The organism is Pseudarthrobacter humi (assembly GCF_024294965.1).
Lineage (GTDB): Bacteria > Actinomycetota > Actinomycetes > Actinomycetales > Micrococcaceae > Arthrobacter > Arthrobacter humi.
Genome location: NZ_JANCLV010000007.1, coordinates 160,574 through 184,951, shown reverse-complemented (window position 1 = coordinate 184,951; position 24,378 = coordinate 160,574). Strand labels below are relative to the sequence as shown.

The following is a 24,378-nucleotide window of genomic DNA, read 5'->3' as shown; positions in this document are numbered from 1 at the left end:
ACAACCGGTTCGCACTAACCCCTTGGGCTCCGTGTCCAAGGCCGTCAGTGCCAATGCCGGGACCGTAGGTCGCCAGGCTGCTGTTATTGCAGCTGCATCAGGTCTGATCCTGAGCATGGGGCTTCCGGCCAACGCCGCGGATTCCACCGCAGGCGTTTCCGCCTCTACCGAGTCCGGTTCCGCGCAGACGGCACTTGCCGTAACTGCCGCGCCCACGGCTACCGTTTCCTTCGAACGCCCCGTCATCAGGACGACGCCGGCGCCGAAGGTTGAGAGGGTCCGTGCGCAGTCCACGGCCTCCGAAACCGGGGCCCAGGGTGCAACCGAGGCTGCGGCCTCCAAGCTCGCCGACACTGTCTCCTCTGCTGCCGCTTCGGGTCTGGCAGCACTTGCCTACACCGGCATCGGTAACCCCTACCTCTGGGGCGGCACCACTCCCAATGGCTGGGACTGCTCCGGCTTCACGCAGTGGGTCTACGCCCAGGCCGGCATCAGCATTCCCCGCACCAATGCCTGGACGGCCATGCGGCCCACCGCCACACCGGCCCCCGGCGACCTGGTCATGCAGAATGGCGGCGCCCACGTTGGCATTTACGTCGGCAACGGCATGATGATCAGCGCACTGAACCCGTCACAGGGCACGCTGCTCCACTCGGTGGCTTCCACGGGCAGCGGATCCTTCTTCACGCTGGCCCCGTAGTTCCTGCAATCCAGCAGTTCCTGCAGCCCCGTGCTGCCGGAGCCGTTCTTCGCTGGAGCCTTTCGCTAAATCCCCGTTCGGGACGTGCCGGCGTACCCCCAAGATGCCGGCGCGTCCAAAGCCCTCAGGCTGCCCACGCGGTCCTGAGGAAAACGAAAGAGAGAAAATTAATGACTACACGTGCAACTGTTGCACGGCACCGCGCCGAGGTCACCAAGACCAACTCGCTGGCTGTCATTGCCAAGGCTGTCGGCGACAACGCCGGCGGCATGGGCCGCCAGGCTGCGGTTATCGCTGCTGCTTCCGGCCTCGTCCTGACCAGTGGTATCGCTGCGAACGCGGCCGACACCGGCGTCCAGCGTGAAGCTGCGTCCGCTTCGAACCTTGAGGCTGAGGTTTCCGCCCCGGCCATCATTTCGGCTGCTTCCACCATTGCCATCTCCTACGAGAAGCCTGCAGTGACCACCACGCCGGCTCCCGTTGAGGCTCCCGCGCCTGTTGTTGAAGCTCCGGCTCCGGCCAAGGCCGCGGCAACCATCAAGGTAGCGTCGGCAACTCCGGCTGCTCCCTCGGCTCCGGTCGCCGCCAGCGGCAAGGGTGCTGCCATCCTGTCCGCTGCTTACGCACAGCTCGGCGTCAACCAGGACTGCACCATGCTTGTGACCAACTCCCTGGCTGCCGTGGGCATCAACTACCACGGCTGGCCCGCCGGCTACCTGTCCCTGGGCAAGACCGTGAGCGCCGCCGAGGCCCAGCCCGGCGACCTGATCTACTACGCCGACGGCGGCGCGGGCGTGGCCCACATTGCCGTATACGCCGGCAACGGCCAGGCGGTCCACGGCGGTTACAACGGCAACCAGACCGTAGTATTCAGCGCCAACGTTGGCTCAGGACCGGTCTTCATCCGCGTGTCCTAGCAGCTGCTTGAGTGTTCAAAGGACCCCCGCCTCACGGCGGGGGTCCTTTGCTGTCTACGGACTGACGCCTTAACCGGACGGGCGCCTGGGCCCGACACGTGATCCCGGATACTTCTGCGATTAGCTGATCCCGGGATTCTTTGTTTACTCTTGTGGTGTCGATCCATAGCCCGGATATGCCGGGGGCAGCCGGCCCTCGTGCCCCTGACGGGTGCGGCCACAAAGAGGTACGTGCATGCGCACTCTCGTTCTGAATGCTGGATATGAACCGCTGGCGGTAGTCACCTTCCGCCGGGCGCTGGTGCTTGTGCTCACGGGCAAGGCCAGTGTCATTGCCGAGGGCGATGACCCCGTGGTGGGACCGCAGGAGATCCTGGGCCGACCGTCCGTGATTCTCCTGAACCGCTACATCCGCCCCAGATACAACCAGAGCACCGCAGTCAGCCGCCGCGGAGTCCTGCGGCGGGACGGCCACCGCTGTGCGTATTGCGGCAAAGGTGCCCACACCATCGACCATGTGCAGCCCAAATCACGCGGCGGCGCCGACTCCTGGGAGAACCTGGTGGCCGCGTGCCTCCGGTGCAACAACACCAAGGGCGACCACACGCCGGCGGAAATGGGCTGGAAGCTGAGGTTTGATCCGGAACCGCCGCATGGCACCATCTGGCAGATCAAGGAACTTGAGAAGCCCACTCCGGCCTGGGATCCGTTCCTGCTGCCTGAGCGGGCTGCCTGAGCCGGCCGCGTGAGCGGGCCACCGTGTCCCGGTCCGCACCCTCAGTTCCAGCCCCGCGCAGTATTCCAGCCCGCGCGGTTAAGCTGGGAGGGTGGACGCTGACCCCCTCGACTTCGATGCCGTCATCCTCGCCGGCGGCCGTTCGTCGCGGCTCGGTGGCGTACCCAAGCAGAGTCTGACGTACGACGGCGACTCCCTGTTGCGCCGCGCCGCCGCTGCTGCGAGCGGAGCCCGGGCCGGCGTCGTGGTTGGTCCGGACGCCGGGGAGGTGCCGGCCGGCGAGGTCCCTGCCGGATTTCTCCGCTGCCGCGAAGAACCCCCCTTTAGTGGACCGGCGGCCGCCATCGCGGCCGGGCTCGCGGCCCTGTCCGCCGCGGGTGGCAGCCGCCCCGGGCTGACGCTGGTGCTGGCCTGCGACATGCCCAACGTGGAGCAGGCGGTGGCGGCGCTGAAGGCTACTTTGCGTGCGCGAAAACCCACGGCCGGAGCGCCCGCGGGCTTGGGGCCGGACGGCGTGGTGGCCGTCTCGGACGATGGCCGCCGTCAGCCGCTGGTCGGTTTTTATAGCACGGCCGCGCTACAACGTTCGGTGGCGGAACTGGAAAGCACGGGACGCTTAATCAACGGTTCGGTGAGGGCACTCCTTGCTAGTCTGGACGTGCAGCTTGTCGCCGTTCCGGCCGGCTCCACGGCAGACGTGGACACCTGGGACGATGCCGCCGCACTTGGAGTGGCCGGTCCGGACCCCCTAGCCGGGTTCCGGGGCAACACTGCCGCAGACGATTTGGGAGGCAGAGCGTGAAAAGCCAGGAAGAGACACTGGAAGAATGGTGCAGGTCCTTGCTCCAGGCGTATGAACTGGAGGACGTCCAGATCGACGTCAACACCATCCTGTCGCTGGCCGGCGTGGCAGCGCACTCAGTGGTCCGCCCAGCCGCCCCGCTCACCACCTTTATTGCCGGTTTCGCCGCCGGCCTGGCTGCGGGAGCAGGGCAGGCCACCAACGCCGCCGCCATGGCCGCTGCCATGGACCGCGCCCGCACCCTGGCTGCTGACTATGACGCCGAATCCGCCGGGACCCCCGTCGAATGACTCCCGTTCAATGACCGCCGCCCCCGGCGACGTATCCGAAAATCCCGAGCAGCAGCCAGCCCCGGCGAAGCACCTGGCCCACACCTGGGAAGAGGCGCGCAGGGCTGCTTTTGATGTCGCCACGCCGATTCCGCCGGGCCGGGTTCCCCTGGGCCAAGCCCTGGGCAGGGTCCTGGCCGAAGACATCACCGCGTTGCATGACATGCCGCACTACGCGTCGTCTGCGATGGACGGATGGGCCGTCAACGGCAGCGGTCCGTGGATCGTGGCAGAGGCAGGCCAGCGGCTGGCACCCCACCAGGCCAGCCCCATCGTCACCGGCGGACTGATCCCGCCCGGTGCCAAAGCGGTCCTGCGCAGCGAAAGTGCCGTGCTTGGAACGGACGACGACGGCCTGCCGCTGCTGATGACCGGCGGCACCGCCCGCCCCGGCGAGCCCGGGAACGGCCAGCACATCAGGAAGGCCGGCGAGGAAGCCGCTGCGGGAGAGGTGCTGGTCAAGGCCGGCGTATCACTTAACCCGGCCCATCTGGCGGTCGCGGCCCTGGCCGGGCACGATGACCTGCTGGTCCAGGGCAAGCCGGTGGTTAAGCTCCTGCTGACCGGCTCCGAAGTTGTGGCCCACGGGCTGCCGGTCCCCGGACAGGTCCGGGACACCTTCGGTCCGCAGCTCGCGGCCGTTGTGGAAATGCTCGGCGGTATTAACGGCGGCCAGGAGCGGATCGGCGATTCCTACGCTGAGTGGCTGGACGGTCTGGCTGACCTCCCGCCCGAGGTGCCGGACCCCTCGGCGCTGCCTGCCGACGTCGTGATCACCACCGGCGGTACTGGCGTCTCGGACACCGACCACCTCCGCCGGGCTGTGGCGGAACTGGGCGGGCGGCTGGTTATCGACGGCATCGCCATGCGCCCCGGCCACCCGGCCGTCCTGGCCGAGCTCCCCGACGGTCGCTTTGTCCTTGGGCTCCCCGGAAACCCGCTGGCCGCCATGATGGCGCTGTCAACGGTGGGCGAACCGCTGCTGGCGGCGCTGGGCCACGGCACCCTGCCGCCGGTGCAGGAGGTCCCGTGCGGGACCACCATCGAGCCTGAGCCGGGCCGGACCAGGCTGATGCCCTTCCGGCTGCTGTACGGGATGGCTTCACCGGCCACGCACACGGGTCCCGGGATGATGCGCGGACTGGCATCGGCGCACGGTGTGATGGTTGTTCCGCCGCATGGCGTGCAGCTGGGCGAACCAGTCCCGGCGTTCGCTTTGCCGTGGGGGCCGCCGGTACCCGCGCCCGCGCAGCGGGGTACCAAGCCCAAGGGCCGGCCCGCCGCTAAGCCGGCCACCCGGGCAGCTGGCAAGGACGCTGCCAAGCCCGCCGGTCCGGTGGACTGGAGTGCCCTGCTGGGGTAGGCGCCGTGCTGCGGAACCACGTACGCCACAGCCCGGCCAGTGGTGCAATGATGGACCTATGAACAGTCCCAGCCGGCAGGTCCGGAACATCCATGGGGCCCTTCAAGACAGTCTGGCGGTTCGCCGATGGGGCGCGTGACGCAGCGCCGCAAGGTGCACAAATATGTTTTGGATGGCTCACCCAATGCCCTTGAGTTCCCGGTCCGCCACCGCGAGGACGTCCTCGCCGTCGAAGAGCCGCTGGAAATCCGGATCGGGGCGTTGTCGTTTTCGGTGACCATGCGGACGCCCGGGGACGACTTTGACCTGGTGGCCGGGTTCCTGGTGTCCGAGGGGATCATCTGGGCCCCGGAGCAGCTGGTGTCGTTGCGGTTCTGCGCCGGCGAGGATGAAGACGGCGTCCAGACGTTCAATGTGGTGGAAGCCCAGCTGCGGCCCGATGTCGAACTCCCGGCGAAGGGTCGGAACGTCTTCACGTCCAGCTCCTGCGGTATCTGCGGCACGGACTCGATCGAGGCAGTGCGCAAGTCTTCCCATTTCAGCCCGGCGGCGGATCCATTGACCGTGCCCGCCCATGTGCTGGCATCCCTGCCCGGGCGGCTCCGCGAAGCGCAGGACGTTTTTGACGTCACCGGCGGAGTGCATGCCGCGGGCCTCTTCCGCATAGCGGACGACGGCGGCGTGCAGCTTTTGTGCCTGCGTGAGGATGTGGGGCGCCACAACGCCGTGGACAAGGTAGTTGGCTGGGCCCTGCGGGAGCGGTTGCTTCCGCTGACCGGGCTGGTCCTGCAGGTCTCGGGCCGTGCATCGTTTGAACTCGTCCAGAAGGCAGCGTTGGCGGGCATTCCCGTGCTGGCGGCGGTGAGTGCGCCGTCGAGCCTTGCTGTGGAGCTGGCGGAGGCCAGCGGCATGACCCTGGCAGGATTCAGCCGGGGCACGAGCCTGAATGTCTACGCCGGGCAGGGCAGGATTACGCTGCCCGCCGCGCCGGTTCCGGGGGAGGACCCGGCGGAGGAAAGCGCGAAGATACCGGGATAAAAACGGCGCCAGCACAGTTCGGCGAAGATTTCCGGTGACGCTTGGCTATTGAGCTACCAGCCGGTAGATTTTATCCATCGATTGGACGCGTTTTGTCCGGATTCGAGCACTCCAGTTCAAGCACCTAAGAGGGTTTACATTGCATGACGACCGCCGGATCACCGAAGTCCGCCTGGACCGGTTCGTCCGCGAGCGGATCATTCCCGCCGTTTACGCCCGCACCGTTCCGCTGAACCTGAGCAGCTGGGATGCGCCCGGCGAACCGGTGTCTGTGATGGATGCACTGCGGAATCACTTCGAGCCGCAGGAACACGGTGCTGCCTGGGGCAGGCCCTGGGGGACCAAATGGCTGCGCCTGCAGGGCGACGTCCCGGAGGCCTGGGGCACCGGCCCGGACACCGCCGTCGAAATCGTGGTGGACCTTGGCTTCATCAACGAAGCCCCCGGATTCCAGTGCGAGGGAATCGCCTGGCGACCTGACGGCACCATCATTAAGGCTATTTCGCCCCGGAACCAGTACATTCCCCTGAAACTTCTGGGCAGCGGCATGTCCGTTGACTTCTACGTTGAAGCGGCCGCCAATCCGGATATGGCGCAGGGCTGGACCTTCGCCGCCACACCGTACGGGGACAAGGCAACAGCAGGCACGGCGCCGCAGTACCGGCTGGGCAGGATCGCCATCGCCGAACTCAACCAGACGGTCTGGGAACTCCAGCAGGACATCTGGACCCTCGCCGGGCTGATGCACGAACTCCCCCCGGAGCAGCCGCGACGCCATGAGATCCTCCGTGCGCTGGAGCGCATGATGGACCAGATGGATCCCGACGACGTCCCCGGCACCGCCGCAGCCGGGCGGGCAACCCTGGCCGAAGTTCTGTCCAGGCCCGCCTACGCTTCCGCCCATCAATTGGTGGCTACGGGCCATGCCCACATCGACTCCGCCTGGCTCTGGCCGGTGCGCGAAACCATCCGCAAGTGTGCCCGGACGTTCTCCAACGTGGTGGCGCTGATGGACGAGGATCCGGGCTTTGTGTTCTCTTGCTCTTCAGCCCAGCAGCTCGCCTGGATGAAGGAGTCCTACCCCGAGCTTTTCAGCCGGATCCGGGAGAAGGTCAAGGCCGGGCAGTTCGTTCCGGTGGGCGGCATGTGGGTCGAGTCGGACACCAACATGCCCGGGGGTGAGGCCATGGCCCGGCAGTTCATTGAGGGCAAGAACTTCTTCCTCGACGAGTTCGGCGTCGAATGCCGCGAAGCGTGGCTCCCGGATTCCTTCGGCTACTCCGCGGCCCTGCCGCAGATCGTCAAGGCGGCGGGCAGCCGCTGGTTCCTTACACAGAAGATCTCGTGGAACCAGGTCAACCGCATGCCGCACCACACCTTCAACTGGGAGGGCATCGACGGCACCCGGCTGTTCACGCACTTCCCGCCCGTTGACACCTACAACGCCGAGCTCAGCGGACGTGAACTGGCGCACGCCGAGCGGAACTTCCGCGACCACGGGCGCGGCAACACCTCGCTCGTCCCGTTCGGCTACGGCGACGGCGGAGGCGGGCCTACGCGGGAAATGCTGGCTGCTGCCAGCCGCACCGCCAACCTCGAAGGCTCGCCCAAGGTCCGCGTGGGTTCCGCCGAGAGTTTCTTTACCCAGGCGGAGGAAGAGTATTCCTCCCTGCCTGTCTGGGTGGGGGAGATGTACCTGGAACTCCACCGCGGCACGTACACCAGCCAGGCCCAGACCAAACGCGGCAACCGGCGCAGCGAACACCTGCTCCGCGAGGCCGAGCTCTGGTGCGCCACCGCTGCTGTCCGCGGCGCAGGCTCCTTCGAGTACCCGGCGGCGGAGCTGAAGCGGCTCTGGCGGCTGGTGCTCCTGCAGCAGTTCCACGACATCCTGCCCGGCAGCTCCATCGCCTGGGTCCACCAGGACGCGGAACGTAATTACGCCGCGATCAGTGCCAGCCTCGAAAACCTCATAGCGCAGGCAGCGGCCGCGCTCCTCGGGGAGGGGTCGCGGACCTTCCTGCTCAACGCCGCACCGCACGCGCGCAACGGTGTTCCTGCCTTGGCTGCCGCCGAGCTTTCGCGGACCGGCCAGCCGGTCCAGGCGACCGCTCTGGATGGCGGTTACGTGCTGGACAACGGCATCATCCGGGCCGTACTGGATGCCGATGGCCTGCTGGCCTCCCTCACCGACTACGCCACGGGACGCGAAGCCATCGCTCCCGGAGCGCGCGGCAACCTGCTGGAACTGCACCGGGACACGCCCAACGAGTGGGACGCCTGGGACATCGATGAGTTCTATCGCCGCAACGTCACCGCCCTCACGGCGGCCCGGGCCATTCGGGTGGAGCACGCCGGGACCAGTGCCGTTGTGGTGGTGGACCGGGTTGCCGGTTCGTCACCGCTCACCCAGCGGATCACGCTGGACGCCGGCAGCGGCTCCCTCACCATCACCACAGCCGTTGAGTGGCAGGAGAGCGAGAAGCTGCTCAAGCTGGGCTTCCCGCTGGACGTCAGGGCGGACCGCTCCGCCTCGGAGACCCAGTTCGGCCATGTCTTCCGCCCCACCCATGTCAACACCTCGTGGGAGGCCGCCAAGTTCGAGATCTGCGCGCACCGCTGGATCCACGTGGCCGAGCCCGGCTACGGCGTCGCGATTTCCAATGCGGCCACCTACGGGCACGATGTCACCCGGAGCGTACGGGATTCCGACGGCGGGACCACCACCTCGGTGCGCCTCTCCCTGTTGCGCGCACCGAAGTTCCCGGACCCGACCGCGGACCGCGGCCACCAGGAACTGACCGTGACCATCCGCCCCGGAGCCGGGATCGCCGACGCTGTGGAGGAGGGGTACCGCACCAACCTCGTACCCCGGCTGGTGAAGGGCGCCCGCGGTGTGGAGCCGCTGTTCGCCGTGGACAACCCGGCCCTGGTCATCGAGGCGGTCAAGCTTGCCGAAGACGGGTCCGGCGATGTTGTGGTCCGCCTTTATGAGTCCCTGGGGCAGCGGTCCGCCGGCGTGATCACGGCCAACTTCCCGGTCACGGCCGTCCGGGCCACGGACCTGCTGGAGCGTGCCACGGACGCGCCGGGCGTCAGCACTGCCGCAGCAGAGCAGTCGGTGGAGCTTTCGCTGCGCCCGTTCCAGCTGGTCACCCTGAGGTTCGCGCGGTAACACCCATCGGCTCTCCCCACCGGCCCCCTCGCCTCGCAAGCTCGGCCAGGGAACCTTGCCGGCGTGGGCCCACGGCCGTTTTGAGGGCTCAAAACGGCCGCCATGGAGCACTCGATGATGGTTGGCGGGACCCGGCCGTTAAATGGCTGAGTGGGGGCGGTCCCCAACGGCCCGCCACCACTCATCCCCCCAAAGAGTGCAAAGACTCAACAGGCCCGGCGTCCAGGAATCTATCCCCGTTCGTGAACACCGGCCCTAACTTCACACATTCATGATTGTGCCACGTCTAATGATTTTGTGAAAGTGTGAAGGCTACTTTGCAGTAGAAGTCCTTGGCCGGGGGCCGCCCCGCCCGTGCCGGAGCCTTGCCACCGCGATCAAAGCCAGGCCAACGACAAAGCAAAGAATTGCGGTGTAGTTGATCAGGAACGTCGCTGCTCCCCAGTCGGGCGGATAGAAGGGGAAGAGCAGCGATAGCGTGATGGCCACCGAGCCTGTGCCCAGCAGGAAGGCGGCGATGCGAACCAGGGTGGGCAGCGTGCTGCGGACCGCGCGCACCATGGCCGGCAGCAGGACCAGCGAAACGTAGGCCGGATAGGCGCGGCCGGCGGCCCCGTAGTACTGGACCAGGTCCCGGTCTTTGTCATCCTGGCCCGCCACGGCAACCAATCCCACGGATGAGCCGCCAGTGTCCATCATCAGGAACACAACCACCACCATGAGGGAGGTCAGGCCCAGCACAGCCATTCCGATCCGTCCGGTCAGCAGCCGGTAGGCGTCGTCGGCCCCAAAGCCCCGGGTGACGCGGATGCCCACGAAGAAAATAGCGGCGAAGATAACAAAGCGGAGCAGGAGGTTGGCCACATTAACACCGCCGAGCGCCTGGTCGATGGCAAGGTACGGTGCCTGGATGCTGAGCACGATGGCGAGCGTCATCAGCGCAAAGATGTAGAAGAGTGTCCGGTTCCTCCCCCTCACGGCACTGGGAACCCGGGCGACGGCCACCAGGCCGCAGACAGCCAGCGTGGACCACTGCAGGATTTCGATCATCCCAGGTTCTCCCAGATCTTTTCGGTTTTCTCGTGGTCATGTTCCTGCCGGCGGAGGGCCCTGCCGAGAGTCTGCAGCCGGTCACCGGCCAAAGTGGTCAGCTCGCCGTCGGACAGGCTGTCCAGGGCGGCCTGCCGGGCTCCGGGTGGCCAGCCGGCCTCCGCCTCCGTGACGAGCCCGGTGGCCACCAGGCCGCTGGCCGGGGCGACGCCGGCGGCAAGGGAAGTGGCAACCGCCAGCTCCGGAGCCAGCCGGTTTGCGGTCAGTTGTGCCGAATAGTTCTGCGGCGCGATTCCGGTGGCGGCGGAGACCCGGTGCCTCAGTTCGCCGTCGTCGATGGCCTCCACCCAGTTCTTTACCGAGGTGGCATGCGGGGCCTGCTCCAACGCCGGCGAACCGGCCGGCGCGGCAGCCGCCGGGACGCCGCCCGTGTCCGCGGCGGAACGGGCCAGAACTGCCCGCAGGAGGTCCGGGGTGGAGATCTGGCTGACCAGTTCGGACCTGCTGGGCGGGCGCGTGTCCATGAGCTGGCTGTAGGCGTCGAACGCCGCCAGCGCCGAAACGGGATTGACGTTGTACGCCCGGCTGATGCTCACCACCGTAGTCTCTGCCACCTTGCCCCGGACAAGCTGCTGGGCAAGGGTGGTCCGCTTGATGCCGGAGACGCGGCAGATGTCGGACGTGCTCGTGTTGGGGGCGATGCCGTGCAGCCAGCGCTGGAACGCTTTGGCAGGAATTGGCATATCGGCTCTCTGCTGAACGGATGATTGCCTTTTGATTTTAGCCTGACCTTTCGGAGGCAGTTTGGTGCGGCGTGCTGAGTCGACTATGCTTGATGGTCGAGCCCGTTGGTCCGTACACCCCCCAAGTCCGGACCAGCGGGCTCTTTAGTGCCCCGGCACTTTTCGGGGCGGCACATTGCGGATTCACCGCAGTTTCGGGCCGATTCAGGCGGGCTCCTCCGGCCGGGCGGCGGCGAGAGGATGGACCAACCTATGACTGCAACCCTTGTTGCCAAAGACCTTTCCGGCGGCCACGACCACCGGACGCTGTTCGCCAAACTCTCCCTCACGGTGGCCCCCGGCGACGTGGTGGGCGTGGTGGGAGCCAACGGCGCCGGCAAGTCCACCCTGCTGCGCCTGCTGGCCGGCGTGGACCAGCCCCAGGGCGGCAGCGTCAGCCTCGCCCCCGCCGACGCCTTTGTGGGCTGGCTGCCGCAGGAGCACGAGCGCGTCGCCGGCGAGACCGTGGCCGGCTACATCGCCCGCCGGACCGGCTGCGCCCAGGCGACCGTGGAGATGGAGTCCACCGCCGAGGCGTTGGGCTCCGGTGCTCCGGGAGCCGATGACGCCTACTCGCTGGCCTTTGACCGCTGGATGGCGTCAGGCGCGGCAGACCTCGACGAACGCATCCCGCCCGTCCTGGCGGACCTGGGCCTGGACACCGGCGCTGACGCCCCCATGACCGGTCTCTCCGGCGGCCAGGCCGCCCGCGTGGCCCTCGCGGCGCTCCTGCTCAGCCGGTTCGACGTTGTGCTGCTGGATGAGCCCACCAACGACCTTGACCTGGCCGGCCTGGCCAAACTGGAAGCTTTTGTCCAGGGCCTGCGCGGCGGCGTAGTGCTGGTGTCCCATGACCGCGAGTTCCTGGCCCGCTGCGTGACCACCATCGTGGAACTGGATCTGGCGCAGAATTCCGTGGCGGTCTACGACGGCGGCTACGAGGCCTTCCTGGAGGAGCGCGCCGTTGCGCGGCGCCACGCGAGGGAAAAGTTCGAGGAGTTCGCGTCCACCAAGGCAGACCTGGTCTCCCGTGCCCGGACCCAGCGCGAGTGGAGCTCCCAGGGCGTGCGGAACGCCATGAAGAAAAGCCCGGACAATGACAAGATCCGCCGGGCCGCCAGCACCGAGTCATCGGAAAAGCAGGCCCAGAAAGTCCGGCAGATGGAATCCCGGATCGCCCGGCTGGACGTGGTGGAGGAGCCGCGGAAGGAATGGCAGCTGCAGTTCACCATTGGCCAGGCGCCCCGCTCCAGTGCGGTGGTGGCCACCTTGCGTGACGCCGTCGTGACACAGGGAAGCTTCACGCTGGGCCCGGTGAACCTGCAGCTCAACGCGGGGGAGCGGATCGGCATCACCGGCCCCAACGGAGCCGGCAAGTCGACGCTGCTGCGCCTGCTCCTGGGCGTGCAGGCGCCCGACGCCGGCAACGCCGCCATGGGTGCCTCGGTGGCCGTCGGCGAAATTGACCAGGCCCGCGGACTGCTGGCCGGCCATCTCAACCTTGGCGACGCCGTCGAAGCCGTGCTCACGGACCTGAATCCGGCGGAGGTCCGCACCCTGCTGGCCAAGTTCGGGCTGAAGGCGGACCACACCACGCGCCCCGTGGATTCCCTGTCGCCGGGGGAACGCACCCGCGCCGCGCTGGCGCTGCTGCAGGCCCGCGGGGTGAACCTGCTGGTCCTGGACGAACCCACCAACCACCTGGACCTGCCCGCCATCGAGCAGCTGGAAGAGGCGCTGGGAAGTTATGAGGGCGCTTTGCTGTTAGTAACCCATGACCGGAGGCTGCTCGAGAACGTGCGGCTGGATGTCCGGTGGAATGTGGACAACGGAACGGTAACTGAACTGATGGCAGACGAATCCTCACAGGCGGGGCACCAGCGATGAGCATGGACGGCGTCGCCTGGCACTCCCTGTACAACATCTCCCGGGCCAAGAACGGCTCCCAGCCCTTCTCCAAGGCCACCCTGAAACGGGTCCTGGGCTTCGCCCGCCCGCACCGGACAAAGCTGATCGCGTTTGTTGCGCTGTCCATTGTGATGGCGTTCCTGGCAGTGGCCACGCCTGTGCTGGCTGGCCAGGTGGTTGATGCCATCGTGGCCAAGGCGGGTACCGACGAAGTGATCCGGCTGGCGCTGCTGATCGCCGTGGTGGCCGTTGCCGAAGCCGGCCTGGGGCTCGTGAGCCGCTGGCTGTCCTCCACCATCGGCGAAGGCGTGATCGTGGACCTGCGCACCAGGGTCTTTGACCATGTGCAGAAGATGCCCATCGCGTTTTTCACCCGCACCCGCACCGGCGCCCTGGTCAGCCGCCTGAACAACGACGTCATCGGCGCGCAGTCCGCCTTCGCCGGAACCCTTTCCGGTGTGGTCAGCAACGTGGTGGCACTGATCCTGACGCTGATCGTGATGCTCGGGACCTCCTGGCAGGTCACCGTGCTCGCCATGATCCTGCTGCCGATCTTCCTGATCCCGGCCCGCCGGATGGGCTCCAAGCTCGCGGACCTGCGGCGTGAGGCGGCAAACCACAACGCGGCCATGGGCACCCAGATGACCGAGCGGTTCTCCGCTCCGGGCGCCACGCTGGTGAAGCTCTTCGGCCGCCCGGACGAGGAATCCCGCGAGTTCGCTGTCCGCGCCGGCCGGGTCCGGGACATCGGCGTCCGCACGGCCATGCTGCAGTTCACCTTCGTCACCGCGCTGACGCTGGTATCCGCGCTCGCCCTGGCCCTGGTCTACGGCCTGGGCGGCTGGCTGGCCATCGGCGGTCAGCTCGCCGCGGGCGACGTTGTGGTGCTCGCCCTGCTGCTGACCCGCCTGTACGCCCCGCTCACCGCCCTGTCCAACGCCCGTGTGGAAATCATGAGCGCGCTGGTCAGCTTCGAGCGGGTTTTCGAGATCCTGGACCTCAAGCCCCTGATCCAGCAGAAGCCCGACGCCGTGTCCATCCCGCCGGGAAACGTTTCGGTGGAGTTTGACGACGTCCGCTTCGCCTACCCCTCGGCGGACAAGGTCTCGCTGGCCTCGCTCGAGGAAGTGTCCACGCTGGACACCCGCGGCGGCGAAGAGGTGCTGCATGGCATCAGTTTCCGGGTGGAACCCGGGCAGACCGTCGCCCTGGTGGGTTCCTCCGGTGCCGGAAAGTCCACCATCGCACAGCTGCTTTCCCGGCTGTACGACGTCGACTCCGGCGCCGTGCGTCTCGGCGGCACCCTGCCCGGCTCGGGGCTGGATGTCCGGGACGCCACCTTCGGTTCCCTGCGGGACACACTGGGCATGGTCACCCAGGACGGACACCTCTTCCACGAATCCATTGCCTCCAACCTCCGGCTCGCGCGGCCGGACGCCACCGAAGAGGACATGTGGGACGCCATCCGGCAGGCCCGCCTCGAGACCATGATCCGGTCCCTGCCCGACGGCCTGGACACTGTAGTGGGGGAGCGTGGTTACCGGCTCTCCGGCGGTGAACGCCAGCGCCTCACCATCGCCCGGCTGCTGATTTCCCAGCCCCGGGTGGTCATCCTCGACGAGGCCACCGCCGCACTCGACTCCACCAACGAAGCCGCCGTGCAGGCGGCCCTGGGCGCCGCGCTCGAGGGGCGCACCGCCGTCGTGATTGCCCACCGGCTGTCCACCATCCGTGCCGCCGACGTCATCCTGGTGGTCGAGGACGGGCGGATCGTGGAACGCGGGAACCACACCGACCTGCTCGCGGCCGATGGCCGGTACGCCGAGCTGTACCAGACGCAGTTCGCCGAAGCCACGGCCGTGGCAGCGGAAGCCGTTCCGGAATACTAGAGCTCAGCCTTCCCCAACTGAGTAGCAGCAGGTGTCGTTTTGAGCCGTCAAAACGACACCTGCTGCTACCTACTTGGGGCCGGGGCGCAGGGTGGCCAGTTCCGGCAGGATGTGGTCCGTCAGGAGCGGGGCGAGGTCCGCAGGCAGCGGCGCGCCCCGGTCCAGCGCGGCCAGGTCCAGCCAGCGGATCTCGGCGATCTCGGCCGAGGGGTGCGCCGTCCAGGTTCCGGGTGCGGTAAACACCGTGGCTTCGATGTCCGTGGCGGCCTCGTTGGCGGCGTCGGCGATCCAGACGCCCATCAGCTCCAGCTCGCGCGGATCCACCACGATCCCCACTTCCTCCTGAAGTTCCCGCGCAGCGGCGTGGACGGCGGTTTCGCCGGCTTCGGGCTTGCCTCCCGGGTGCATAAACATGCTGGTGCCGCGCTTACGGACGGTCAGGAGCCGGCCGGCGTCATCGAAGACACAGACGGCGGAGACAACAATGCGGGATTTCACGGTTCCGAGCCTAGCGTGTTCAGACCTGCCGCTTCAGGGCGGACGTCAGCAGCAGGTCCTTGCGCGGGCCGGTCACATCCCACGTGTAACTGAAAGTGTCCGGGCCTTCGTAGGTGTAGGCCACGCGGTACGTATCGGGATCGCACCAGTGCCGGTCCAGATTGGCCTCCGGGCTGAAGCTCATCCGGTGGAAGGGCCGCCCGTCGGCAAAAAACACGTCCAGGGCGTCGGGCCGGTCGGCGGGTTTCAGGAGGTATTCGCGGAAGGCGGGGCCCGTAAAGGTGGGCCAGCGCATGGTGCCTTCTTCACGGAAGGCCAGGCCGCCGTCGTCCGCGGGGGCAAAATGTACGACGCCGGAAAAGGTTCCGTGGGTGCCGGTGGACCGGTCCAGCAGCTGCCGTTCGACGGCCCAGTTTCCCTCAACGGGCAAGTTCCCGGCCTGCGAGGGGCCGAGCAGGTAGGCGCGGAGGTTCAACTCCGGGGAAGGAAGATTCAAGTGCCCTCGATTGGAATCGAACCAACGACACCGGCTTTAGGAGAGCCGTGCTCTATCCACTGAGCTACGAGGGCGCGTGTCCGCTGGTCCGGCAGGGCCGGTCCGTCCGGACACGGATACAAGCATACAAGGTGGGAGGCCGTACTACGCTCTTGGCATGAGATCAGCCCCGACGTCCACCCCCGCCGTGGCCTACCTCCCGGACACTACTTCCACCCGCCAGTACATCGGCGCCTGGGGCGGGCCGCAGCCCTACGACCGCCGGACCGGATACATCAGCGACCTCGGCGCGCTTCACTGCGGGATCTACGACGGACGGGATGTGTGTTCGCCGCTGCATTGGCTGATGAACGCCTCCTTTGTGGTCCAGGGGCTGGGCATGCTGCTCGGTGCGCTGCTGCTGGGTTCCGGGCTGCTCTGTGTGGCGGCAAGGGCAGGGGCGCGGGTCCAGCCGGGGCTCCGGAAGCCTTGGCTGGCCGCGGTCGCCGTGCGGGTCCTGACCGGCGCCGCCGGTGCGGGGACCATGATCGTGGGCCTGGTGCCGGAGGACGTCGGCTCCGGCTGGCACTTCGCCGGCGCGCTGATGTACTTCCTGGCCGGCGCGCTCGCGTTGCTGCTGCTGGGGGTGTTATGGCTGCGGCAGACTCCGCTGGGGTGGTTCGTGCTGGTGTGCGGGCTCGTGTCCCTCGCCGCGCTGGTCACAGGCGGACTGACCGGCCTGGATGTTCCGGAGCCCGGCACCCTGGAGCGGCTGATGGGTTATCTGGTCACCGTGGGCGTGGCAGCGGCGGGCCTGGTGGTCGCCCAACGTGTGCACCGGCACCGCAAGGAGGAGCGCGCTACTGCTGCAGCACGGGCCTAGCCGGCTTTCGCGGGCTTCTTGCGCAGGAAGACTGCCGCCGCCCCGGCCAGCAGGCTGACGACGAACAGCACCCACCCCGCAACGGTGAGCCCGGACGCCAAGGCGACCTGGCCGGCGTCGGCCGTTTCCGATCCCAGCGCGGCATCGATGGCGACATTGCCCCACAACCGGACCACCACAAACAGCAGAGGGAGGGCCCAGAGTGTCCAGCGGAGGGGCTTCTTGGCGACGTTCGTCCCGATCAGGAGCAGCCAGGTGAAGCCGAAAATCAACGGGAAGAGGGTGCCGGCTGTCTTGTGGACGTAGTTGAGCTGGCCGCGGGCGTCGTTGTCCATGGCGGCGTTCAGTTGGCCGACGTAGCCGGTGTCAAAACCTCCCACGAGCGAGTCGGGCATGGCCAGGCCGCCGGAGAGCTGCGTGAGCTGCTGGAGCGTGAGCAGGTGGACGTACCAGAACAGGAAAAGGCTCACTGTCACACTCGCGATGAGGATCAGGCTGGTGTTGTTCTGGGCCTTCTGCGGCGAACGGCTGGTGGTGGGGTTGATCACCGGCGGGAGGCTGTGCTGCGGAACAGCCGCCTTGGAGCCGTGCTTCTTGATCCGCTGCGCTGGGGTTTTGGCCATGGCACCATTATCCCGCCACCTAAACTGGAGCCATGACCACTGGCCGGCACAGCGCCCTTGAACTTGACCCTGCCCTGGACGACTATCAGTTGGCAGCCGCGCTGGTGCGCGAAGCCGGGCAGCTGGCGCTCCTGATGCGCATGGCCGGGCTGCAGTCCCAGCAGAAAACCTCCATCTCCGATGTGGTGACCGCCGCGGACCACGCTGCGGAAGCGTACGTGCTGGGGCAGTTGCGGCGCTGCCGGCCGGAGGACGGCATCCTGGGGGAAGAGGGCGCCTCTGTGGCCGGCACCAGCGGCCGTACCTGGGTGATCGACCCCGTGGACGGCACCTATAACTTCCTGCATGGATCCACATACTGGTGCTCGGCCCTCGCGTTGAAGGACTGGTCTGATGTGCTGCTCGGCGCGATTTTCCAGCCGGAGGAGGACAAGCTCTGGCTGGGTGGAACGGCCCGCGCGGCCACGCTGAACGGCGAGGTACTGACCGCTTACCGTGACTCGGGCGCTGTCCACGACGGCGGGGCGCGCAACGCAACTGCGCTCGCCGAACTCGGCGCAGCCACGTACATCCACCCCACGTGGCTGATGGATCCGCTCTGCGCCATGCCGTGGCATGCTGCGGCCACGTCCGCCGCGGCGCTGCGGATGTTCGGCTCCGGATCCTGCGACCTGGGCCGGGTGGCCGATGGCCAGCTGGGATGCTGGTTCCAGCACAGCTGCCCGGAATGGGACTGGCTGCCCGGCAAGGCGATCGTCCGGGCCGCCGGCGGCGCCACGGACACGGTCCGGATCAACGGCCTGGAGTGGTTTATGGCGGGAGGCACGACGGCGGTGCGGGAGTTGCGTGCCGCCCTCGAGTCGGGCTCCGTGGCCTGAGTCCGGAACGCCGGAGTTTTTGTCCAGATAATGCGACCTCGAGCCGCTCGAGGTCGCATTATCTGGACAAAAACTCATCGGGGCGGGGTGACCATCCCGCGGACGGCGGTGGCTTATCCACAGGGTTGGACCTGACTGTCAGCCCCACCGCCTAGACTTGTAGGCACCATGGATATGTTGTTTGACCCGTACTCTGACGGACCGTTCAAGGCCGCCGCGCCAGCCTCCGCCCGCACCAAGTCGCGCCCGGAAGGCCTTGCCGCGGCCGCCGAATTCGGCGGTGGCGGGCCGGGCGGCGGGTCCGAACACGCAGCAGAACAGGGCGCCCAGCGCACGGGCGGCTGGGCCAACCAGCAGCCCTCTCCTGACGGCAACGGCGAGCCGGCCCACCACCGGCCCAATGCCGAGGAACTCCTGGAGGGGCTTAATCCGCAGCAGGAGGAGGCCGTTAAGCATGCCGGCGGCGCCCTGCTGATTGTTGCCGGCGCCGGCTCGGGAAAGACCCGCGTCCTCAGTAACCGGATCGCCTACCTCATTGCCACGCACCGCGCGCACCACGGTGAAATCCTGGCCATCACGTTCACCAACAAGGCCGCCGCCGAGATGCGGGAGCGCATCGCGGCGCTGGTGGGTGGACGGGCCAAGATCATGTGGATCTCCACGTTCCACTCGTCCTGCGTGCGTATCCTGCGCCAGGAAGCCGCCAACGTCGGCCGGAAGTCGAACTTCTCCATCTACGACTCCGCGGACTCGCTGCGGCTGGTCATCCAGGTCTCCAAGAGCCTGGACCTGGACCCCAAGAAGTTCGCGCCCAAGGCCATCCAGCACAAGATCTCCGCGCTCAAGAACGAGCTCATCGACGCCGATGCCTACGCGTCCTCCGCGAACTACAACGATCCCTTCGAGTCCGCCGTGGCTGACGTCTTCAAGGGGTACACCCAGCGGCTGCGCCAGGCCAACGCCATGGACTTCGACGACCTCATCGCCGAGACCGTCTACATGTTCCGCGCCTTCCCGGCGCTAGCCGATTCCTACCGGCGGCGGTTCCGGCACGTCCTCGTGGACGAGTACCAGGACACCAACCACGCCCAGTACGCCCTGGTCCGCGAGATAGTGGGAGAGGGCCCCGGTGCGTCCGAGCTCACCGTCGTCGGCGACTCCGACCAGTCCATCTATGCCTTCCGCGGAGCCGACATCCGCAACATCGTGGAGTTCGAGAAGGACTACCCGGACGCCCGCACTATCAAACTGGAGCAGAACTACCGCTCCACGCAGAACATCCTCAGCGCGGCCAACTCCGTGATCTCACGCAACCCCAACCGCCCCGACAAGCGGTTGTGGACCGCCGAGGGCGAGGGCCACAAGATCATCGGCTATGTGGGCGAAAACGAGCACGCCGAGGCCCAGTTCATTGCCAAGGAGATCGACAGGCTCCAGGACGAGGACAACCTCCGCCCCGGTGATGTTGCCATTTTCTACCGCACCAACGCGCAGTCCCGTTCCATCGAGGACGTGCTGGTCCGGGTAGGCCTGCCGTACAAGGTGGTGGGCGGCACCCGCTTCTACGACCGCAAGGAAATCAAGGACGCCCTCGCGTACCTCCGCGTTCTGGTGAACCCGGACGACGACGTCAACCTCCGCCGGGTGCTCAACGAACCCAAGCGCGGGATTGGTGACCGCGCCGAAGGTGCCGTGGCCGCACTGGCCGAGCGCGAACGGATGTCGTTCATGGCCGCCGCCCGGCGGGCTGAAGAAGCTCCCGGCATGGCCACCCGTTCCGTCAACGCCGTCCTCGGGTTTGTGAAACTACTGGACGATCTGGCAGAGGTTGCCTCCGGTTCGGGTGCCGCCGCTGCGCTGGAGGCTGTCCTGGAACAGACCGGCTACCTTGCCGGGCTGCGTTCCAGCACTGATCCACAGGACGAGTCCCGCGTGGAGAACCTGGCGGAACTCGTCGCCGTCGTCCGTGAATACGAACAGGAGAACCCGGAAGGTTCCCTGGGTGCGTTCCTGGAACAGGTGTCCCTGGTGGCTGATGCCGACCAGATCCCGGACGCCCCGGGCGCGGACATCGACGCCGCCGTGGCCGAAGCCAAACGGCTGGGCGTGGTCACACTGATGACCCTGCACACCGCCAAGGGCCTCGAATTCCCCGTGGTGTTCCTGACCGGCATGGAACACGGGCTGTTCCCGCACCAGCGCTCCGCCACCGACCCCAAGGAGCTCGCTGAGGAACGCAGGCTGGCGTACGTGGGCCTGACCCGCGCGCGCAAGCGACTCTACGTCACCCGGTCCGAAGTCCGCAGCATGTGGGGCCAAAGCCAGTACAACCCGGCCAGCCAGTTCCTTGAGGAAATTCCCGCCGAGCTGCTGGACTGGAAACGCGAAGGCACCAGCCGGCAGTCCGGCGGGTGGGGGAGCAGCAGCGCGTCGATCGGTTCCAGCCGTTACGGCGGATCCTTCTGGGGCGCCGGCACGTCCCGCGGCGCGGCGGCCGATTCGTCGGCGGGCTTCAACGCGGACGTTCCCGCAGCCATCGCCAAAAACCGGGTCCAGCCGCAGAAGGAGATTGTGGCCGTCAGCGTGGGCGACAAGGTCAACCACACCAGCTTCGGCAACGGCACGGTGCTGGCGCTGGAAGGCGCGGGGGACAAGACGGTGGCCAAGGTGAAGTTCAGCGTCGGCGAGAAGCGACTGCTGCTCCGCTACGCGCCTCTGACGAAGCTCGACGCCTAGCCACGCTTGCCCTTGTCCGGGCATTCCGGCTGGCTTACAGTTCAGGAACGCGCGGTACCCGGGAACAGCCGGTAGCCGGGGAACCGGTGAAGCGCAGGCCACTTGAGCACAGCAGAACTTGTGCACAGCAGATTCGGGGGCACCACTGTGAAGATCCTGTTCGCCAGCCAGGCCATTGACGGCCATTTCAACCCCATGACGGGCGTGGCGATGCGGCTCAAGGACCGCGGCCACGACGTGGCCTGGTACACGGGTCCGGTCTATGCGGACCGGCTCGGCGGCATGGGAATCCAGCACTTCCCGTTCCGCAGGGCCATCGAGCACCGCGCGGACAACCTCAATGAGCTCTATCCGGAGCGGGCCAGGCTCAAGGGCCCACGGGCCATCGGCTTCGACGGCGAGAAGATTTTCGCCAGCAACGTCAGCCACTTCTTCGAGGATATCCGCGAGGTCGCGCTGCAGAATCCGTTCGACGTTCTTGTGGCGGACAGTTCCATGTTCATTCACCGGCTCGCCTCCCACTTGATGGGCAAGCCGGTGGTGAATTTTGTTGCGATCCCCAACATGGAAAGCGACCCGCAGGTGCCGCCGCTCTTCTTCGGGTTCCGGCCGCCCCGCAATCCCGCGGAGAAGGCGGTCCAGGGCCTGGCGGGCCTGCTGTCCGACAAGGTCATCCTGCGGCCGGCAAGCCAAAGCTACCGCCGGCAGCATGCCGCCTACGGCCAGGCTGTTCCGCGGGAAGGCCGGCTGACGGACGAACCCTACCGGTGCGCGGACGCCATTATCCAGACCGGCACCGAATCCCTCGATTTCCCACGGCGCCGGGTCAACGCCAAAGTGCACTACGTCGGGGCGCTCCTGCCGTACCGGGCGCCCGGCCAGGCCGGCGCCGGTTCCGGTGGGGCCGCATCCGTTTCCGGTGGGGACGCCGGCTTTCCCCGGTCCTATCCCGCAACACTCGTTGTCACCCAGGGAACAGTGGACAACCTTGACCAGGACAAACTCATCGTTCCGTCGCTTGAGGCCGTCAAGGACATGGATGCGTTGGTCATCGTGGCAACCGGCGGGCACGGCACCGAAGAGTTGAAAGCCCGGTACGCGCAGCGCAACGTGGTGGTCCGGGACTACGTGGACTTCGCGGAGGTCTTTGACTTCACGGATGTGTTCATCACCAACGGCGGATTTGGCGGTGTGCAGCTGAGCCTGTCCAAGGGGGTTCCCTTGGTGGTGTCGGGCATCAACGAGGGCAAAAGTGATGTTAACGCCCGGGTGGAACACGCCGGCGTCGGCATTAACCTCAGGACGGAGTCACCCAAGCCCGCCGACATAGCCGCTGCAGTTCGAAAAGTCCTGGCGGATCCCGGCTGGAAATCCCGCGCCCGGACGATGCAGGAGCAGTTCGACCGTGAGGATCCCGCCGAAGCTGCTGCCGCCGTCGTGGAGGCCGCCGGGAGGCGCCCGACGGCCTAAGACCGCTGCCGGGGCATAATGGGTGCCATGCGACGGACTGTAGTGGGGATCCTGGCCGCCTTCTTCCTGCTGGCAGGCACTGCCTGCAGCATCACCACCGAGGACCCGGGCTATGTGGCCCCGCCGCCGCTGCCGGCCATGGAACACCTGGAACAGGCAGCGCTGGCCGACCCCGCCGCGTTCAGGGTCAGCGGGGACGTCCTGTCCTTCATCACGGAGGACCGGAACATTGTGTGCTCCCTGACGTCGGCCCGTGGGGAACACCTCAACCTCCAGTATGAGTCGAACAGCTTCAGCGATGCGGCCAACAACAAGCTCGCCACCGTCCCGGTGGCGCATTGCGAGCTTGCCGGATACCCCAAGCCTGCCGCGGGCGACATCAAGGACGACTGCGCCGGCACCGGCCTGGGCTATCTGGGCGGAGCGGCGCTGCTCAGCCCGGACAAGGCAACGTATGGGGAGTGCCGTTCCGGCGTCACACAAATGGAGGCAGCCTACGGACCCAAGGGAAACAAGCGCGGCCCGCTGACGGAACTGCGGGTCCTCGCCGAGGGCCAGAACCTGGAACGGAACGGGCTGCGCTGTTCGGCCCATAACGGCGGCGTGGCGTGCGGAAACGTCTCGGCCGGCGTCGGATTCTATGTGGCCAAGGACCGCTACGAACTTATTTCCAAGGGCGCTGCAACAGCGTCCCCGGCACCCGCGGAGGCCCCAAAAACCCCGTAATCTAGGCGTTTTTCTACGCTCCATAGAATAGTGTCGTTACTCACATAAGCGGTAGTGTGGAACGGGCCGGTCCTCTGAGAGGGCTAGAGTTCCGAATGGAGCATTGCGCTGTGGGGCCCGTTTCCGGACTGGTCGCAGGTGCAGGCAATCCGCAGCCCGGTCATCGTCTTCGGCGGTGCCCGACTGTACAGAAACTACTTCGACGTAGAAGGACACTAAACCGTGGACCTGTTTGAATACCAGGCGCGCGATATGTTCGAGGCGCACGGTGTACCCGTGCTTGCCGGCATCGTGGCGTACACCCCAGAAGAAGCAAAGGCAGCTGCCGAGAAAATCGGCGGCGTAACTGTCGTTAAGGCCCAGGTTAAGGCCGGTGGCCGCGGTAAGGCTGGCGGCGTCAAGGTTGCCAAAACCGCCGATGAGGCGTTTGAGCACTCCACCAATATCCTGGGCATGGACATCAAGGGCCACACCGTTAACAAGGTGATGATTGCCCAGGGTGCCGACATTGCCGAGGAGTACTACTTCTCCGTGCTGCTGGACCGGGCCAACCGCAACTACCTGGCCATGTGCTCGGTAGAAGGCGGCATGGAAATCGAACAGCTCGCCGTCGAACGCCCTGAGGCGCTCGCCAAGATCGCGATCGACCCCGCTGTGGGCATCGACCAGGCTAAGGCCGACGAAATCGTCGCAGCTGCAGGCTTCGATGAGGAACTGCGCGGCAAGGTCGCCGCCGTGATCCTCAAGCTCTGGGACGTCTTCAAGAAGGAAGACGCCACCCTCGTGGAGGTCAACCCGCTGGTCAAGACCGGTGCCGGCGACATCGTGGCACTGGACGGCAAGGTCTCCCTCGACGAGAACGCCGGCTTCCGCCACGCCAAGCACGCCCTCCTCGAAGACAAGGACGCTGCAGATCCGCTCGAGGCCAAGGCCAAGGCGCAGGACCTGAACTACGTCAAGCTGGACGGCTCCGTGGGCATCATCGGCAACGGTGCTGGCCTGGTGATGTCCACCCTGGACGTGGTTGCCTACGCCGGTGAAAACCACGGCAACGTCAAGCCTGCCAACTTCCTGGACATCGGCGGTGGAGCTTCCGCCGAGGTCATGGCTGCAGGCCTCGACGTCATCCTGGGCGACCCGCAGGTCAAGTCCGTGTTCGTGAACGTCTTCGGCGGCATCACCGCGTGTGACGCCGTCGCCAAGGGCATCGTTGGCGCGCTGGCCGAGCTGGGCCACTCCGCGAACAAGCCGCTGGTAGTCCGCCTCGACGGCAACAACGTTGAAGAAGGCCGCCGCATCCTGGCCGAGGCCAACCACCCGCTGGTTACCCTGGCCGCCACCATGGACGAGGGCGCCGACAAGGCCGCCGAGCTCGCCAACGCAGCTAAGTAAAGGGACGC

Annotated in this window: 21 protein-coding genes and 1 tRNA gene; 16 read left to right on the top strand and 6 right to left on the bottom strand. The window is 66.9% G+C overall.

Annotated features, from left to right (window positions below; genetic code table 11):
• Nucleotides 1-31: 31 nt before the first annotated feature.
• From NFC73_RS12340 to NFC73_RS12305, 8 genes are all read left to right on the top strand, one after another.
• Nucleotides 32-700 carry a C40 family peptidase gene (locus NFC73_RS12340; RefSeq protein WP_254750710.1) on the top strand — a complete coding sequence of 223 codons (669 nt, stop codon included), beginning with the start codon at nucleotides 32-34 and terminating at the stop codon, nucleotides 698-700.
• Between the two features lie 170 nt (nucleotides 701-870).
• Nucleotides 871-1,617 carry an NlpC/P60 family protein gene (locus NFC73_RS12335; RefSeq protein ID WP_254750589.1) on the top strand — a complete coding sequence of 249 codons (747 nt, stop codon included), beginning with the start codon at nucleotides 871-873 and terminating at the stop codon, nucleotides 1,615-1,617.
• Between the two features lie 235 nt (nucleotides 1,618-1,852).
• On the top strand, nucleotides 1,853-2,353 hold the full coding sequence (locus NFC73_RS12330) for an HNH endonuclease (protein ID WP_056346655.1): 501 nt from the start codon (nucleotides 1,853-1,855) through the stop codon (nucleotides 2,351-2,353).
• A gap of 91 nt (nucleotides 2,354-2,444) precedes the next feature.
• Nucleotides 2,445-3,155 (top strand): molybdenum cofactor guanylyltransferase, encoded by a 711-nt coding sequence (mobA, locus tag NFC73_RS12325; RefSeq protein WP_254750588.1) that lies wholly within the window; start codon nucleotides 2,445-2,447, stop codon nucleotides 3,153-3,155.
• Nucleotides 3,152-3,445: a DUF6457 domain-containing protein gene (locus tag NFC73_RS12320; protein ID WP_254750587.1), complete on the top strand. Its 294-nt coding sequence runs from the start codon at nucleotides 3,152-3,154 to the stop codon at nucleotides 3,443-3,445. The genes mobA and NFC73_RS12320 overlap by 4 nt, the downstream gene beginning before the upstream one ends.
• A gap of 10 nt (nucleotides 3,446-3,455) precedes the next feature.
• Nucleotides 3,456-4,847, top strand: a complete 1,392-nt coding sequence (locus NFC73_RS12315; RefSeq protein WP_254750586.1) for a molybdopterin molybdotransferase MoeA — start codon at nucleotides 3,456-3,458, stop codon at nucleotides 4,845-4,847.
• 126 nt (nucleotides 4,848-4,973) lie between these two features.
• Nucleotides 4,974-5,885, top strand: a complete 912-nt coding sequence (fdhD, locus tag NFC73_RS12310; RefSeq protein ID WP_254750584.1) for a formate dehydrogenase accessory sulfurtransferase FdhD — start codon at nucleotides 4,974-4,976, stop codon at nucleotides 5,883-5,885.
• Nucleotides 5,886-6,024: 139 nt separating this feature from the next.
• Nucleotides 6,025-9,060, top strand: a complete 3,036-nt coding sequence (locus NFC73_RS12305; RefSeq protein ID WP_254750582.1) for an alpha-mannosidase — start codon at nucleotides 6,025-6,027, stop codon at nucleotides 9,058-9,060.
• A 312-nt stretch (nucleotides 9,061-9,372) separates the two neighbouring features.
• Here the strand turns inward: NFC73_RS12305 and NFC73_RS12300 are convergent, their stop codons facing one another.
• Both NFC73_RS12300 and NFC73_RS12295 read right to left on the bottom strand, forming a co-directional pair.
• Nucleotides 9,373-10,110, bottom strand: coding sequence for a hypothetical protein (locus tag NFC73_RS12300; RefSeq protein WP_254750580.1), 738 nt, complete (start codon nucleotides 10,108-10,110; stop codon nucleotides 9,373-9,375).
• Complete coding sequence (locus tag NFC73_RS12295) at nucleotides 10,107-10,853, bottom strand: hypothetical protein (RefSeq protein ID WP_254750578.1); 747 nt, start codon at nucleotides 10,851-10,853, stop codon at nucleotides 10,107-10,109. Before NFC73_RS12295 ends, NFC73_RS12300 begins: the two co-directional genes overlap by 4 nt.
• Nucleotides 10,854-11,105: 252 nt before the next feature.
• Here NFC73_RS12295 and NFC73_RS12290 point away from each other — a divergent pair, with 252 nt between their 5' ends.
• Together NFC73_RS12290 and NFC73_RS12285 are read left to right on the top strand one after the other, a co-directional pair.
• On the top strand, nucleotides 11,106-12,779 hold the full coding sequence (locus tag NFC73_RS12290) for an ABC-F family ATP-binding cassette domain-containing protein (protein WP_254750576.1): 1,674 nt from the start codon (nucleotides 11,106-11,108) through the stop codon (nucleotides 12,777-12,779).
• Nucleotides 12,776-14,689 (top strand): ABC transporter ATP-binding protein, encoded by a 1,914-nt coding sequence (locus NFC73_RS12285; protein WP_254750574.1) that lies wholly within the window; start codon nucleotides 12,776-12,778, stop codon nucleotides 14,687-14,689. The genes NFC73_RS12290 and NFC73_RS12285 overlap by 4 nt, the downstream gene beginning before the upstream one ends.
• 69 nt (nucleotides 14,690-14,758) lie before the next feature.
• On the opposite strand, the gene NFC73_RS12280 is transcribed toward NFC73_RS12285, so the two are convergent.
• The 3 genes from NFC73_RS12280 to NFC73_RS12270 form a co-directional block, all read right to left on the bottom strand.
• Entirely contained in the window at nucleotides 14,759-15,187 is a 429-nt protein-coding gene (locus NFC73_RS12280; protein ID WP_252564007.1) for an NUDIX hydrolase, read from the bottom strand.
• A gap of 19 nt (nucleotides 15,188-15,206) precedes the next feature.
• Nucleotides 15,207-15,683 (bottom strand): DUF6314 family protein, encoded by a 477-nt coding sequence (locus NFC73_RS12275; RefSeq protein ID WP_254750572.1) that lies wholly within the window; start codon nucleotides 15,681-15,683, stop codon nucleotides 15,207-15,209.
• 1 nt (nucleotide 15,684) lies between these two features.
• Nucleotides 15,685-15,757, bottom strand: a tRNA-Arg gene (locus tag NFC73_RS12270).
• A gap of 83 nt (nucleotides 15,758-15,840) precedes the next feature.
• On the opposite strand from NFC73_RS12270, the gene NFC73_RS12265 reads away from it, so the two are divergent.
• Nucleotides 15,841-16,545 carry a DUF998 domain-containing protein gene (locus NFC73_RS12265; RefSeq protein ID WP_254750570.1) on the top strand — a complete coding sequence of 235 codons (705 nt, stop codon included), beginning with the start codon at nucleotides 15,841-15,843 and terminating at the stop codon, nucleotides 16,543-16,545.
• On the opposite strand, the gene NFC73_RS12260 is transcribed toward NFC73_RS12265, so the two are convergent.
• A complete protein-coding gene (locus tag NFC73_RS12260) occupies nucleotides 16,542-17,168 on the bottom strand; it encodes a hypothetical protein (RefSeq protein WP_254750568.1) in 627 nt (208 codons plus the stop codon). The two genes, NFC73_RS12265 and NFC73_RS12260, sit on opposite strands and share 4 nt — an antisense overlap.
• A 32-nt stretch (nucleotides 17,169-17,200) precedes the next feature.
• Between NFC73_RS12260 and NFC73_RS12255 the strand changes: the two genes are divergently transcribed.
• The 5 genes from NFC73_RS12255 (at nucleotide 17,201) to sucC (ending at nucleotide 24,370) form a co-directional block, all read left to right on the top strand.
• Nucleotides 17,201-18,046, top strand: a complete 846-nt coding sequence (locus NFC73_RS12255) for an inositol monophosphatase family protein (RefSeq protein WP_254750566.1) — start codon at nucleotides 17,201-17,203, stop codon at nucleotides 18,044-18,046.
• 168 nt (nucleotides 18,047-18,214) lie between these two features.
• Complete coding sequence (gene pcrA / locus NFC73_RS12250; RefSeq protein WP_254750564.1) at nucleotides 18,215-20,782, top strand: DNA helicase PcrA; 2,568 nt, start codon at nucleotides 18,215-18,217, stop codon at nucleotides 20,780-20,782.
• A 102-nt stretch (nucleotides 20,783-20,884) separates the two neighbouring features.
• Nucleotides 20,885-22,252: a glycosyltransferase gene (locus NFC73_RS12245; RefSeq protein WP_254750562.1), complete on the top strand. Its 1,368-nt coding sequence runs from the start codon at nucleotides 20,885-20,887 to the stop codon at nucleotides 22,250-22,252.
• A gap of 18 nt (nucleotides 22,253-22,270) precedes the next feature.
• Complete coding sequence (locus NFC73_RS12240) at nucleotides 22,271-22,978, top strand: hypothetical protein (protein WP_254750560.1); 708 nt, start codon at nucleotides 22,271-22,273, stop codon at nucleotides 22,976-22,978.
• A gap of 222 nt (nucleotides 22,979-23,200) precedes the next feature.
• On the top strand, nucleotides 23,201-24,370 hold the full coding sequence (gene sucC, locus NFC73_RS12235; RefSeq protein WP_141139579.1) for an ADP-forming succinate--CoA ligase subunit beta: 1,170 nt from the start codon (nucleotides 23,201-23,203) through the stop codon (nucleotides 24,368-24,370).
• Nucleotides 24,371-24,378 lie beyond the last annotated feature (8 nt).